The organism is Streptomyces sp. NPDC000594 (assembly GCF_040299965.1).
Lineage (GTDB): Bacteria > Actinomycetota > Actinomycetes > Streptomycetales > Streptomycetaceae > Streptomyces.
The window spans coordinates 1-14,254 of sequence record NZ_JBEPCY010000038.1 but is presented as its reverse complement, the minus strand read 5'-3'; the positions used below and the strand labels follow the sequence as shown (position 1 = coordinate 14,254).

Annotated in this window: 11 protein-coding genes; 8 read left to right on the top strand and 3 right to left on the bottom strand. The window is 73.1% G+C overall.

Annotated features, from left to right (window positions below; all coding sequences use genetic code 11):
• The first annotated feature begins 90 nt into the window (after nt 1-90).
• The gene (locus tag ABT354_RS32395; RefSeq protein ID WP_351500435.1) at nt 91-1,458 is read left to right on the top strand and encodes a glutamine synthetase family protein; all 1,368 of its coding nucleotides are present in this window, start codon (nt 91-93) and stop codon (nt 1,456-1,458) included.
• A 32-nt stretch (nt 1,459-1,490) separates the two neighbouring features.
• A complete protein-coding gene (locus tag ABT354_RS32390; protein WP_351500432.1) occupies nt 1,491-2,855 on the top strand; it encodes a pyridoxal phosphate-dependent decarboxylase family protein in 1,365 nt (454 codons plus the stop codon).
• A 158-nt stretch (nt 2,856-3,013) separates the two neighbouring features.
• On the opposite strand, the gene sepH is transcribed toward ABT354_RS32390, so the two are convergent.
• The 3 genes from sepH to ABT354_RS32375 all read right to left on the bottom strand — a co-directional run bounded on the left by sepH (nt 3,014) and on the right by ABT354_RS32375 (nt 7,333).
• Nucleotides 3,014-4,072, bottom strand: a complete 1,059-nt coding sequence (gene sepH / locus ABT354_RS32385; RefSeq protein WP_351500430.1) for a septation protein SepH — start codon at nt 4,070-4,072, stop codon at nt 3,014-3,016.
• A gap of 614 nt (nt 4,073-4,686) precedes the next feature.
• Nucleotides 4,687-6,045 carry a D-arabinono-1,4-lactone oxidase gene (locus ABT354_RS32380; RefSeq protein WP_351500540.1) on the bottom strand — a complete coding sequence of 453 codons (1,359 nt, stop codon included), beginning with the start codon at nt 6,043-6,045 and terminating at the stop codon, nt 4,687-4,689.
• Complete coding sequence (locus ABT354_RS32375) at nt 5,966-7,333, bottom strand: MFS transporter (protein WP_351500428.1); 1,368 nt, start codon at nt 7,331-7,333, stop codon at nt 5,966-5,968. The genes ABT354_RS32380 and ABT354_RS32375 overlap by 80 nt, the downstream gene beginning before the upstream one ends.
• A 266-nt stretch (nt 7,334-7,599) precedes the next feature.
• Here ABT354_RS32375 and ABT354_RS32370 point away from each other — a divergent pair, with 266 nt between their 5' ends.
• The 6 genes from ABT354_RS32370 (at nt 7,600) to ABT354_RS32345 (ending at nt 14,035) form a co-directional block, all read left to right on the top strand.
• On the top strand, nt 7,600-8,727 hold the full coding sequence (locus ABT354_RS32370) for a ferrochelatase (RefSeq protein WP_351500538.1): 1,128 nt from the start codon (nt 7,600-7,602) through the stop codon (nt 8,725-8,727).
• A 161-nt stretch (nt 8,728-8,888) separates the two neighbouring features.
• Nucleotides 8,889-9,698 carry an inositol monophosphatase family protein gene (locus tag ABT354_RS32365; RefSeq protein ID WP_351500536.1) on the top strand — a complete coding sequence of 270 codons (810 nt, stop codon included), beginning with the start codon at nt 8,889-8,891 and terminating at the stop codon, nt 9,696-9,698.
• A 724-nt stretch (nt 9,699-10,422) separates the two neighbouring features.
• Nucleotides 10,423-11,076 carry a response regulator transcription factor gene (locus ABT354_RS32360; RefSeq protein ID WP_351500426.1) on the top strand — a complete coding sequence of 218 codons (654 nt, stop codon included), beginning with the start codon at nt 10,423-10,425 and terminating at the stop codon, nt 11,074-11,076.
• Between the two features lie 4 nt (nt 11,077-11,080).
• Nucleotides 11,081-12,319 (top strand): sensor histidine kinase, encoded by a 1,239-nt coding sequence (locus ABT354_RS32355; RefSeq protein ID WP_351500424.1) that lies wholly within the window; start codon nt 11,081-11,083, stop codon nt 12,317-12,319.
• A gap of 397 nt (nt 12,320-12,716) precedes the next feature.
• Nucleotides 12,717-13,013 carry a DUF4193 domain-containing protein gene (locus ABT354_RS32350; RefSeq protein ID WP_109284094.1) on the top strand — a complete coding sequence of 99 codons (297 nt, stop codon included), beginning with the start codon at nt 12,717-12,719 and terminating at the stop codon, nt 13,011-13,013.
• An 11-nt stretch (nt 13,014-13,024) separates the two neighbouring features.
• Nucleotides 13,025-14,035, top strand: a complete 1,011-nt coding sequence (locus ABT354_RS32345; protein ID WP_351500422.1) for a hypothetical protein — start codon at nt 13,025-13,027, stop codon at nt 14,033-14,035.
• Nucleotides 14,036-14,254 lie beyond the last annotated feature (219 nt).

Below are 14,254 nucleotides of genomic sequence, written 5' to 3'. Positions count from 1 at the left end.
GTGTCCCCTCGCCCCTCCCCCTCGGCCGAAGGCCCGGTGTCGCCCTCGCCCCCGGCCGGCGGCCCGGTGTCGCCGCCGGCCGAAGGCCCGGTGTCGCCCCCGGCCGGCGGCCCGGTGCCCCCCGGGCTCGACGCCTTCGCCGGGGATCTCGCCGCCCGGGGTGTCGACCTCGTCCGGATCCTCTGGAGCGACCTCCACGGGGTCGCCCGGGGCAAGGAGATCCATGTCACCGAGGTGCCCCGGTTCGACGGCCCCGGGCTCGCCTTCTGCCAGGCCGTCATGGTGACCGGTCTCGCCGGACACCCCCTGGAGGCGCCCGAGAGTTCGGGCAGCGGCTGGCCCGACGCCCATGCCCGGATCGACCCCGGCACCCTCGCCCTCCCCGGCTACGCCCCCGGCACGGCCCTGGTCCTCGCCGACCTCCTGGACTCCTCCCCCGCCCACGCACCCCTGCCGCTGGACCCGCGCGGGCTGCTGCGCCGCCAGACCGAACGGCTCGCCGCACGCGGGCTGCACGCCGTGGCCGCGCCGGAGCTGGAGTTCTATCTGCTCGCCCCGGACCCGGCCGCACCGCTCGGCTGGCGGCGCGTCACCACCCTCGACACCGCGGGCTACACCGTCGGCGCGCTCCACGACCCCGACCGGCTGCTGCCCCTGCTGATCCGCGAGTGCCACGCCCTCGGCCTCGGCACCCTGGGCGGGAACCAGGAGTTCAGCGGCGGCCAGTTCGAGGTCAACCAGGCCCACGGCCCCGCCCTGGACGCCGCCGACCGGGCCTTTCTCCTCAAGTACGCGGTCAAGGAGATCGCCGCGACCCGCGGGCTGCGGGCCACCTTCCTGGGCAAGCCGTTCCCCGGCGCCGCGGGCAGCGGGCACCATGTCCATCTGTCCCTGACCGACCCCGCCGGGAAGAGCCTCTTCGCCGACCCCTCGGCCGACGGCGGGATCTCCGCCCTGGCCCGTTCCTTCCTCGCCGGGGTGCTGGAGCACGCCGGCGCCCTCACCGCCGTGCTCAACCCCACCGTCAACGCCTACAAGCGGCTGGCCGATCCGGACTCCCTCGCCCCCACCACCGCCGACTGGGGCTTCGACAACCGCACCGCCTGCGTCCGGGTCCCGCCCGAGCGCGGCGCCGGCACCCGGATCGAGGTCCGGGTCGCGGACGGCGCCGCCAACCCCTATCTGGTGATCGCCGCGCTGCTCGCGGCCGGGCTGGACGGGATCGAGCGCTCCCTGGTCCCGCCCCCGCCGCTGGCACCCGGCCGGACCGGCGGCGGACGGCCGCTGCCCGCCTCGCTGCGGGACGCGCTCGCCGCCCTGGAGGCCGACACCGTCCTCGCCGAACGCCTCGGCCGCCGCTTCACCGCCGTCTTCGCCGCCATGAAACACGCCGAACTGGCCCGCTTCGACCGTGCCGTCACCGACTGGGAGTTCCACGAGTACACCCCGATGCTCTGAACCGCCCGCAGGAAGGGAACACGACGACACCCATGGATCTTCAGCACTGGCTGCGCGAGGCGACCCGCTCCCACCAGGAGTGGGCGGCGGGCCACGGCCCGTACGCACCCCATCCGTCACTGGCGGTGGACGACGAGCGGTTCGCCGAGGCGTTCGGCGAGTTCACCGAGCGGCTGAAGGACAACTATCCGTTCTTCCACCCCCGCTACGCCGGACAGATGCTCAAACCCCCGCACCCCGCCGCCGTGGTGGGCTATCTGTCGGCGATGCTGATCAACCCCAACAACCACGCACTGGACGGGGGTCCGGCGACCGCCGCCATGGAGCGGGAGGTGATCGAGCGGCTCGCCGGGATGTTCGGGCTGACGACCCCCCTCGGCCATCTCACCACCAGTGGCACGATCGCCAATCTGGAGGCCCTGTACATAGCCCGGGAGCTGCATCCCGGCCGGGGCGTCGCCTACAGCACGGAGGCCCACTACACCCATGGCCGGATGTGCCGGGTCCTGGGCGTCGAAGGTCATGCGGTCCCGGTCGACGGCCGGGGCCGGCTGGACACCACCGCCCTGGAGGAGCTGCTGCGCACCGGCCGGATCGGTACGGTCGTCCTCACCGCGGGCACCACCGGACTCGGCGCGATCGACCCGGTCGACGAGGTGCTGGGGCTGCGGGAGCGGTACGGGGTCCGGATCCATGTCGACGCCGCCTACGGGGGGTTCTTCACCCTGCTCGCCGGGGCGGCGGGCGAGGCGGGGCTGGACCCGGCACCCTGGCGGGCCATAGCGGGGTGCGACTCGGTGGTGGTCGATCCCCACAAACACGGGCTCCAGCCGTACGGCTGCGGGGCGGTGCTCTTCGCCGACCCGGGGGTGGGGCGGTTCTATCTGCACGACTCGCCGTACACCTATTTCACCTCTCAGGAGCTGCACCTCGGCGAGATCAGTCTGGAGTGCTCCCGGCCCGGGGCCGCCGCCGCCGCGCTCTGGCTGACCTTCCGGCTGCTGCCGCCCACCCCCGAGGGGCTCGGCCGGGTGCTGGGCGCGGGCCGCCGGGCCGCCCTGCGGTGGGCCGCGCTGATCGAGTCCTCGGAGGTGCTGGAGCTGTACCAGCCGCCGGAGCTGGACATCGTCGGCTACTTCCCGGTGACCGACCCGTACGCGCTCTCGGCGGTCGACCGGGCGGGCGAGCGGATGCTGCGCCAGGGGATGACGGACGACGACCCGGTCTTCGTGAGCACCCTTCAGGTGTCGGCGGCGGCCTTCACCGCCCGCCATCCGAAGATCACGGCGGATGCCGGCGGGGCGCGGGTGCTGCGCAGTGTGCTGATGAAGCCGGAGGCGGAGTACGCGGTGGGGGATCTGCACACCCGGGTGGAGGCGCTGGCCGTACGGGAGTGACGCACCCTGCCCCGCGCGCCGGTGGCCGTACCACCGTCACCACCGCACGCCGGGCACGCACGACCGTACGCCGGTGTACGGGCCCGCACGCCGGGTCGGCGCCACCGGGCGCCGGGGTACGGGCCGCCCCCACCCGGGAGCGGCCCGTACGCCGTCGCTCAGTCCTGTTTCTTGCGGCGGGTGCCGAAGACGATCTCGTCCCAGCTGGGCACGGCCGCCCGGCGGCCCGGGCGGACCCCGTCGGCCTCCGCCTGCCGGTCGGTGGTCCCGGTCAGCCGGTCGCGATGGCCCGCCACCGTACGCGGCATCAGCACATCGGCGTAGGCCGACCCGGCACCGGCGGACGCGGCCGGGGCCACCGGCTCCTCCGCGTCGGTCTCCTGGTCCCCGCCCGGGGGCGGTTCGGGTGTGCGCTCGGGCACCACCATGTCGCCCCGGAAGCTCGGTACCGCCTCCAGCAGGCTGGTGAGGGAGTCGCGCTCCTCGCCACTCTCGTCGGGTACGAGGGGACGCTCGGCCGGGCGGTCGAGGGTGCGGTCCAGCGGCCGGTCCCGGGGCAGCCGGGCGATCCTCGGGACGAAGGGGAAGCTGGGTTCCTGGGTCGTGAGGGTGTCGTCGGTCTCGCCGATGAGCGCGCGCGCCTCGTCGTCCACCGCGACGACCAGCCGCCGGGGCGGGTCGTAGGTCCAGCTGGCCGCGTGCGGTTCGCCCGCGACCCGGTAGACCAGCAGCACCTCCCAGGTGCCGTCGTCCCGCCGCCAGGAGTCCCACAGCACGGTGTCCTTGTCGGCGCCGCGCAGCGTCAGCCGCTCCTGCACCGCCTCGCCGAGCTGGGGTCCGGTGTTCTCCCCCGGCCGGCGTACGGAGGTCTTGCGGGCCCGCTCCGCCATGAAGGCGCGCTCCGCCAGCACCGGCCCCTCGAAGCGGCGCACCCGCTCCACCGGGATCCCGGCGAGCTGGGCGACCTCCTCCGCGGAGGCTCCGGCCCGTATCCGCGCCTGGATGTCCCGGGGGCGGAGATGGCTCTCGACCTCGATCTCGATCTGGCCGAGGCGGGCACGGTCGTTGCGGACGGCGGCCCGCAGCCGCTCGTCGATGGGGAGCGTGTACTCCGTGCTGTCGGCAGCCTTGAGCACGAGCCGTGTGCCGTCGTTGGAGACGGCCACGACACGCAGTTCGGGCATGGGGACCTCCCGGGTGGTGCCTGCCGACGTCACCTGTTGCGTCGCTGCTTCCGCTAGTCGAGTGTGGCCTGCCCGGGTGCAGCCTGCCACAACCTTGCCGAGTTGCCCGGCGTGTTCGGGCACAGGCCCTGGTACGCCGCTCTGGCAAGGTTACCCATTTGCACGGAGAGTGACGATTCATCACTTTCCGTATGGATGCCCCAGCGATATCACGACGCCGCCGGTTCGAGCGCCGCTTTCGGCCCCCTTTCCTGGTTCCGGGCACCCGTGAGGGAGCCAGGGCCCAGGGTTCGCCACAGTACTCCATTCGGGCCATCCGGGTGGACTGACGCGCCGCCGAACTTCTCTGCGCGCACGGCGCTTCACCGCCCGCACACGGGCGATGGCGTCAGGGGGCCACAAAATCTCCCCAAAGGGAACCATTCCCTTCGCTCCCCCGGGCTCCCCGGGCATGAGGACGTGTCAGTCGCCACACCCGCCCGGGGAGTCCGGAAAACGGCGGGCGCACCCCGGGTGGAGCAGCACAACCGCACGTCGGAGCGGTCGACGGGGGCTCCGCACCCCGGGTGCGCCACAACCGGCCGAATCCGATCGCTCGATGACCCCGTCGGAGCGATCCGGTCGAACGCCGGTTCGGGTCGCGGGAGTCAGGAGCCGAGCACCCGGCGGAGGTGGTCATTGCCGAACCTGCGTTCGGGGTCGAGCCGGTCGCGTACCGCGGTGAACTCCCCGAAGCGGGGATAGACCTCGGCCAGCCGCTCCGCGTCCCGGGTGTGGAGCTTGCCCCAGTGCGGACGGCCACCGTACGCGGTCATGATCCGCTCCACCGCCGTGAAGTAGGCCCGGTGCGGGGTCCCCCGGTAGAGATGGACGGCGATGTACGCGCTCTCCCGCCCGGATGCGGTGGAGAGCGCGATGTCGTCCGCCGGGGCGGTGCGCACCTCCACCGGGAAACCGACCTTCAGCGGCGAGCGCTCGATCATCGCCCGTATCTCGCGCAGCGCGGCGACGGCGGCGCCGCGCTCCACCGCGTACTCCATCTCCACGAACCGCACCCGGCGCGGGGAGGTGAAGACCTTGTACGGGATGTCGGTGTACGTCCGGGCCGAGAGCACCCGGCTGCCGACCCGGGCGAGGGCGGGAACGACCGGCGGGACGGCCCGCCCCAGCGAGCCGGCCACCTGGAGGAGCCCGTTGGAGAGGAGTTCGTCCTCGATCCAGCCGCGGACCGCGCCGGGCGGGTCGGCGGGGCCGGCGCTGCGGTTGTTGCGCTTGGTGTTGCAGTTGCCGGTGTGCGGGAACCAGTAGAACTCGAAGTGCTCGTTCTCCGCGTACAGGGCGTCGAACTCCGCGGTGACCCGGTCGAAGGACATGGGCTCCTCACGGGCCCTCAGCAGGAAGAGGGGCTCCACCGCGAAGGTGATCGCGGTGATCACACCGAGCGCTCCGAGGCCGATCCGCGCCGCCGCGAAGACCTCCGGGTTCTCCTCGCGGGAGCAGGTGAGCAGCGAGCCGTCGGCGGTGACCAGCTCCACCTCGGTGATCTGGGCGGAGAGGGAGGCGGAGTCCCGGCCGGTGCCATGGGTGCCGGTGCTGATGGCCCCGGCGACCGTCTGCTCCATGATGTCGCCCATGTTGGCCAGGGAGAGGCCTTCCCGGGCGAGCACGGTGTTCAGCCGTTTCAGGGGGGTGCCGGACTCGACGGTGACCGTCATGGCGGTCCGGTCGATCCGCCGGATGCCGGTGAGCAGATCGGGCCGGATCAGCAGCCCGTCGGTGGCGGCGATGGCGGTGAAGGAGTGGCCGGTGCCGACCGTCTTCACCCGCAGCCCGTCCTCGGCCGCCCGGCGGATCGCGTCGGCCACCTCCTCGGCGGTGGCCGGGGTGGCCTCGCGGGCGGGGCGGGCCGAGACGGTGCCCGCCCAGTTACGCCAGGGTGGCGTCGTCGTGGCGCCCGTGGCCGGCGTCGCGCCGGTCTCCCCCGCCGGGGCCGTCGCGGCCGTCATCGCCCGCATCGCCTTCATCGCCGCTCCGGCCGTCCGGGCCGTCCGCGCCGTTATGGCTTTCCTGCCGGTCGTGCTCATCGACCTGCTGCTCCTCCCCTGTCGCCACCGGCCGTGTCAGCCGGCGGTAGCCCAGGAGCGCCGCGAGGACCGCGGCGGCTCCGCCGATCGCGGGCACCACGAATCCCGCTTCCGCGCCCACGGCGTCGACCGCCCAGCCCCCGGCCGAGAAGCCGAAGGCCACGCCGATCGCCAGGCCGGTACTGACCCAGGTCATGCCCTCGGTCAGGCTGGAGCGCGGTACATGCTGTCCGACCAGGGCCATCGTCGTCACCATGGTGGGTGCGATGGCCATGCCCGCGACAAAGAGTGCCACCGCCAGGGACGTCAGGCTCCCGGCCAGTTGGAGGGGGATGATACTCAGGGCCATCGCGGTGACCCCGATCAGCCAGCGCCGGGGGGCGGAGCCCTTGAGGTGGAGCATGCCGAAGACCACGGCGGCGACGGCGGAGCCGAGGGCGTAGAGCCCGAGGACGACACCGGCGGCGGCCTTGTTGCCCTGCTCCTCCGCGAAGGCGACGCTGACCACGTCGACCGCGCCGAAGACCACACCGACGGCGACGAAGGTGATCACCAGTACCTGGAGTCCGGGCAGCCGGATCGCGCTCTGTCCGCGCTCCCCCGCGACCACGGGGTGGGCCGGGGGTTCGGTGGCCCGCTGGGCGGTCAGCCAGTAGACGCCGATGAGCAGCAGCACCGCGGCGACCAGCGGTCCGGCGGCGGGGAACCAGCTGGTGGAGAGGGCGATGGCGAGGATGGGGCCGCAGACGAAGCACATCTCGTCGACGAGGGATTCCCAGGAGTACGCGGTGTGCAGCAGCCGGGGCTCCGCGCTGTAGATCTCGGCCCACCGGGCCCGGACCATCGACCCCACGCTGGGCACACAGCCGGAGGCGGCGGTGAAGACGAAGAGGGTCCAGGTGGGGGCGCCTTGCATGGCGCAGATCAGCAGTCCGGCGACGGCGGCGGTGGAGAGCAGCGCGGCGGGCCGCAGCACCCGGGCCTGTCCGTGCCGGTCGACCAGCCGGGATATCTGGGGGCCGAGGAACGCCATGGAGAGGGCGCCGGTAGCGGAGAGCGCCCCGGCGACCCCGTAACGGCCGGTGAGCTGGGAGACCATGGTGACGATGCCGATGCCCATCATGGCCAGGGGCAATCGCCCGAAGAGTCCCGCGACCGAGAAGGACCTGGCGCCGGGGGCGGCGAAGATGGCGCGATAGCTGCTGGGCAAGGGGCTCTCCGTTGGCGTATGGGCAGCCCGTCAGACCGTAAGGCGTATGGGCAGCCTTGGCAGATTACGCCTTCCGGGTGAGTCGTCGCACGGGGGTTCGTGTCGCCCCCCGGATCTCCGGGATCCCCCTGACCTCCCGGAACGCGGTCCCGGCCGCCCGGGACGACGCCCCGGGCTCCCCGGAGCATGGCCGGATACCGGTGCCACCCGGCGGCTCCCGGCGGGTGGTGGTCCGGCTGTCGGTGGCGGGTGGCAGGATCGGTGTCATGTCCGACGAGCGTGATCCCGCCCCCTACGACGCCCTGCTGCTGCTCTCCTTCGGCGGCCCCGAGGGCCCGGACGACGTCGTCCCGTTCCTGGAGAACGTGACCCGCGGCCGGGGCATCCCCACGGAGCGGCTCAAGGAGGTGGGGCAGCACTACTTCCTCTTCGGCGGGGTCAGCCCCATCAACGGCCAGAACCGCGAGCTGCTCACGGCGCTGCGCCAGGAGTTCGCGGCGCACGGCCCGGACCTCCCGGTCCACTGGGGCAACCGCAACTGGGCGCCGTATCTGACCGACACCCTGCGGGAGATGACCACGGCCGGGTACCGCCGGATCGCGGTGCTCACCACCAGCGCCTACGCCTCGTACTCGGGCTGCCGGCAGTACCGGGAGAACCTCGCCGACGCGCTGGCCACCCTGGCGGCGGAGGGCCTCGACGTGCCCCGGGTGGACAAGCTGCGGCACTACTTCAACCACCCGGGCTTTGTCCGGCCGATGGTCGAGGGGGTGCTGGCCTCGCTGGCGGAGCTGCCCGACGCGGTACGGGACGGCGCGCGGCTGGCGTTCACCACCCACTCCATCCCCACCGCCGCCGCCGACACCTCGGGGCCGGTGGCGGAGCACGGCGACGGCGGCGCCTATGTGCGCCAGCATCTGGAGGTCGCCCGGCTGATCGCGGACGCCGTCCGCGAGGAGACCGGTGTCGACCGGCCCTGGCGGCTGGTCTACCAGTCCCGCAGCGGGGCGCCGCACATCCCCTGGCTGGAGCCGGACATCTGCGACCACCTGGAGGAGCTGCACGCCGAGGGCGCGCCGGCGGCGGTGATGGTCCCGATCGGCTTTGTCTCGGACCATATGGAGGTCCTGTACGACCTGGACACCGAGGCCACCGCCAAGGCGGCGGAGCTGGGTCTGCCGGTGCGCCGCTCGGCCACGGTCGGGGCCGATCCGAGGTTCGCCGCGGCCGTGCGCGAGCTGGTGCTGGAGCGGGCGGCGGCCGAGCGAGGCACCCCGGTGAAGCCCTGCGCGCTCGGTGCGCTCGGCCCCTCGCACGATCTGTGCCCGGTGGGCTGCTGCCCGGCGCGCGCGCCCCGGCCCGCCGCCGCGGGCGCGGACAGCCCCTGGGCCTGACGGCGGCCCGGCCGGCCACCCGGGAGGCCGCGCCCGGAGCCGTACGCCCGGGAGGCCGCCCGGGGCCCGTACACCCCCCTGAACAAGCTGGACAAGCTGGACAGGGCCCACGGCGGGCCCACGACCGCAGGAGTTCCGTGAGCCACCCAGAAGAGACCGCCATGGCCGACGCCCCCGACGGGCTCCCGCCCCTGCTGCTCGACCTCGCGCTGGAGGCGGCCCGGCGGGCGGCGGAGCTGCTGCGCGAGGGGCGCCCCGACGACCTCGCGGTCGCCGCGACCAAGTCCAGCCCGATCGACGTGGTCACCGAGATGGACATCGCGGCGGAGAAGCTGATCACCGGCTTTCTGCGGGAGCGCCGGCCGGACGACGGCTTCCTCGGCGAGGAGGGCGCGGCCACTCCGGGCACCAGTGGGGTGCGCTGGGTGATCGACCCCCTCGACGGCACGGTGAACTATCTCTACGCGCTGCCGACCTGGGCCGTCTCCATCGCCGCCGAGTACCGCGGGGAGACCGTGGCGGGGGTGGTGGCGGTGCCGATGCGGGGCGAGACCTTCCACGCGGTCCTCGGCGGCGGGGCGTACTGCGGGGAGCGGCGGCTGCGCTGCCGTCCGCCGGCCCCGATGGACGAGTCCCTGGTCGCCACCGGGTTCAACTACGTCCAGGCGGTCCGCGCCCAGCAGGCCCGGGTGGCCGAGCGGCTGATCCCCCGGGTGCGGGACATCCGGCGGAGCGGCTCGGCGGCGGTGGACCTCTGCGATGTGGCCGCCGGGCGGCTGGACGGCTACTACGAGCGCGGGCTCCACCCCTGGGACCTGGCCGCCGGCGATCTGATCGCCCGTGAGGCGGGGGCGCTGACGGGCGGACGGCCGGGGCGGGCACCCTCGTACGAGCTGACGCTGGCCGCCTCCCCGTCGCTCTTCGGCCCCCTCCAGGGCCTCCTGGACGAGCTGGGCGCCTGGCACGACTGACCCGCGCCGCCGCCCGGTGCGGTCCCCGGAGAGCCGTGGCCGGGTGGCTGTGCGGCTGTATGGCTATGGCACGACTGACGGGCCCCGGCCGCAGGGGGTGTGCGCGGCCGGGGCCCGTCGGAGGTCCGGTGGTGCGGTGTCCGGTGGTGCGGGCAGCGCCGCGGGCCCGGCGCCGTACGCGCCCGGCAGCGGCCTGTCCGGGGACTCCCTAGGCGGCCTTGACCTCCACGCCGTGCTCCGCGGCCAGGCGGTGGAGATCGTCCAGCTCCGCCTGCTCCACATCCGCCAGGAAGTCGTCGCCCAATTCACGAGCCAGCGTAAGGTCGGTCTCCGCGGCCTTTATGCGCTGCAGAAGCCCTGCGGTGAATGCGTCCATGTGCGCCCCCTCGTCGTGGGTCGGTGGCACGGGGAGTGCCTCGGTTCGGGGTTCCCTGCTCCAACGGCAGGGCGGGTGATCACAACGGGCACCGGTCGGAACCGTGTGCCGCTACGGGGTGTGATCGCGGGTGTCTTCTCGTCCTCCCCCGGCCTTCGCCCGGAGAAACCTCAACCGGCCCGCGAATCCGCCCGATTCCCGGGCCGCCGCCCCGGCCCTCCCGGGGGGCCGCCGCCTTACCGCCGGTTTACGCGCGTAACGGGCAGGATGGATACGCACAACCCGTGCGTGAACCGCCCCGATCATGCCCCTGACATGACCGACGGGCCCGTAGGAAGGATTCGAGACGTGCGTGTACTCGTCGTCGAGGACGAGCAGCTGCTCGCCGATGCGGTGGCCACCGGACTGCGCCGGGAGGCCATGGCCGTCGACGTCGTGTACGACGGCGCGGCGGCCCTGGAGCGCATCGGCGTCAACGACTACGACGTCGTGGTCCTCGACCGCGACCTCCCCCTGGTCCACGGTGACGACGTGTGCCGGAAGGTCGTGGAGCTGGGGATGACCACCCGGGTGCTGATGCTGACCGCCTCCGGCGATGTCAGCGACCGGGTGGAGGGCCTGGAGCTGGGGGCGGACGACTATCTGCCCAAGCCGTTCGCCTTCACCGAGCTGACCGCCCGGGTGCGGGCGCTCGGCCGGCGCACCACCGTGCCGCTGCCGCCCGTGCTGGAGCGCGCCGGGATCAAGCTGGACCCCAACCGCCGGGAGGTCTTCCGCGACGGGCGGGAGATCCAGCTGGCGCCCAAGGAGTTCGCCGTCCTGGAGGTGCTGATGCGCAGCGAGGGCGCGGTCGTCTCGGCCGAGCAGCTCCTGGAGAAGGCGTGGGACGAGAACACCGACCCGTTCACCAATGTGGTCCGGGTCACCGTGATGACCCTGCGGCGCAAGCTCGGTGAGCCCCCGGTCATCGTCACCGTGCCCGGCTCCGGATACCGGATCTGACCGGATGGCCGCCACTCCCCCGCCCCCCGGCGCCCCGCCCAAGCCCACCTGGGACCCGCGCGCCCCCGTCCGCCCCCTGCTCCGGCCGACCATCCGGATACGGCTCACCCTGCTGTACGGCGGGATGTTCCTGATCGCCGGGGTGCTGCTGCTGTCGATCATCTATCTGCTGGCCGCGCAGGCGCTGACCTCGGGCAGCTCGCTGCCGTTCAAGCTGCTGCCGGAGAGCCGGATCCAGCGGACCAACGACTCCTGTCCGGCGCTGGCCCCCGGCCTCTCCGCCGAGCAGGCCAACGCGGTGCTCAGCTCCTGCTTCGCGCACGAGCGCGAGGTGGCCCTGGACGATCTGCTCCAGCGGTCGCTCTTCGCCCTGCTGGGCCTGAGCATCATCGCCTTCGCCTTCGGCTACGCCATGGCGGGCCGGGTGCTCTCCCCGCTGGGCCAGATCACCCGGACCGCGCGCCGGGTGGCCGGCTCGGACCTCTCCCGGCGGATCGAGCTGGACGGTCCGGACGACGAGCTGAAGGAGCTGGCCGACACCTTCGACGAGATGCTGGACCGGCTGGACCGCGCCTTCACCGCGCAGCAGCGGTTCGTGGCCAACGCCTCGCACGAGCTGCGCACCCCGCTGGCGATCAACCGCACCCTGCTGGAGGTCCATCTCTCCGACCCGGGTGCCCCGGTGGAGCTCCAGCAGCTGGGCAGGACGCTGCTGGCCACCAATGAGCGCAGCGAGCAGCTGGTGGAGGGCCTCCTGCTGCTGGCCCGCAGCGACAACCAGACCTTCGAGCGCAAGCCGGTGGATCTGGCCGAGGTCGCCTCCCGGGCGCTCGACCAGACCCGCGCGGAGGCGGAGGCGAAGGGCGTGGAGTTCCGCGGGGAGCGTGCGCCGGCGGTTGTGCAGGGCAATGGCGTGCTGCTGGAGCGCATCGCGCTGAATCTGGTGCAGAACGCCGTGCGCTACAACGTGGCCGAGGACGGCTGGGTCGAGGTGACCACGGAGGTGGGGCCCGGCCAGGCGGTACTGCTGGTGTCGAACACCGGCCCGGTGGTCCCGGCGTACGAGATCGACAATCTGTGGGAGCCGTTCCGCCGGCTGCGCCAGGACCGTACGGGCAGCGACAAGGGGGTCGGTCTCGGCCTTTCGATCGCCCGGTCGGTGGCGCGTGCCCATGGGGGACGTATCATCGCGGAGCCCCGGGAAGGGGGCGGACTGGTGATGCGCGTCACTCTTCCTCTCTGAGGCGGGCGTCGGCCGCACCTGCGGATCCGTTCGCTTTGCGCGGAATTTTCGGGATCCGGGCATGGTGGCTCTGTGTGATCGATCACAGGGATACCCTTCAGGCCACCTACGCTCCGTCACCATGCTCGTTTCCGGAAAGCCGGTAAAAGTCCGGGTTTCCGGGGGCGGGCCCGGCGGGAACTACACGGGGTGGCGCCCGTGAGCTGCGAGATCGGGATCGTGTACGGTCCCCATCGCCATCCAACACGATCACTCTCTGGGGATCCGGTTGGGTGTCGATTGAGTAACAGACCTTGATGTGAGGCAAAATCTCCGCCTCAGGTCGGGCACAAAGTCCGACCTCTCACGCGTTACGTGCGCTGGAGACACCGCAACCACCCAGAGGGGGAGAGCGACAATGGCAACGGATTACGACACCCCACGCAAGACCGACGACGACGTCGACTCGGACAGCCTTGAAGAACTGAAGGCCCGCCGGAACGACAAGTCCGCCTCGTCCGTCGATGTCGACGACTTCGAGGCCGCCGAGGGCATGGAGCTGCCCGGCGCGGACCTGTCCAATGAGGAGCTGGCCGTCCGGGTGCTGCCCAAGCAGGCGGACGAGTTCACCTGCATGAGCTGCTTCCTGGTCCATCACCGCAGCCAGCTGGCGCGGGAGAAAAACGGCCAGCCGATCTGCCGCGACTGCGACTGAGTCCGGTTTCCGTGACAGGCGACACACCGGACACACCATCGAGGAAGCTGCCCTTCCGGCGCCGCAGGGCGGCGGAGGAGCGTCAGGGCGGCAGTGGCCCGTCGGGCGGCGCGAGCGCGCCCTCCGCCGGTGACCCGGCCGCCCTCCCGGTCCCTGGTGGGCCACAGGACGGGCGGGGCCCATCGGCCTCGCTCGGCACACCGGCCGACCGGCCCGCTTCCGACCCGTACCACCCGGGGGCCCTGCCCTCGGTCCTTCCGCAGGGCGGGGAGACCGCCCTGCCCGACGGCGCGGGCGGGCAGCGCCGTCCGGGCCGGCTCGCCCTGGTCCGCCAGGGCGTCCGGCGCGGCGGCGAGGGTGCCAAGGCGGCCGTCGCCCATGTCGCCGACCGGATCATCGAGAACGCGCCCCGGGTGCCGGTGCGCGACCTCGCGACCCTGCGTGCCCAGTTCCCCGGACTGACCCCCGAGCAACTGGCGGACAAGCTGGTCGCGGGCGCCTCCACGGCCACCGCTTCGGTGGGCGCGGGGATCGGTGCCGCCGCGATGCTGCCGGTGCCACCGGCCATGCCGGCCGAGCTGGCGGCGGAGATCACCGGCGTCGCGGCGATCGAGCTGAAGCTCATCGCCGAGCTGCACGAGGTCTACGGGCTGCGGCCCGAGGGCACGCTCAAGGAGCGGGCGATGGCCTATCTGGCGGCCTGGTCCGAGGAGCGGGGCATCGACCCGAACAACCCGCTGACCTACAAGAACGCCGCGCTGAGCGGCGGTCTCAAGCGCGAGCTGCGCCAGCAGATCATGAAGCGGATGATCCGCAATCTGCCGAATCTGATGCCGTTCATGATCGGCGCGGCCGTGGGAGCGGTGATGAACCGCCGGGACACCCGGGCGCTCGCCGAGCGCGTCCGCAAGGACCTGCGGACCAAGCAGGTGCCGTGGAACGCGCTGCCGGGGCTGCCTCCGCTGGAGCAGCCCGCCCATCCGCTGGAGGGCCTTCAGAAGCCGCGCGAGCTGGAGGGCTGACCGCCTCCGCCCGTGTCCGCCGGGGCCCCGGCCGCCGTCCCCCGTACCCGCTTCTGGTGGGGGGAGTGCCGGATCGCCGCCCGGCCCCGTCCAGCGCCACCCGGTTCCAACGCCGCGCGGGCCCCTCACATAGGCACAGACCACCAAACCCGACGGCCCCCGCCCCCGTGCGGGGCCGCCCCGGGGGGCGGGGGGCGGGGGGGGACACGGCTGGACACC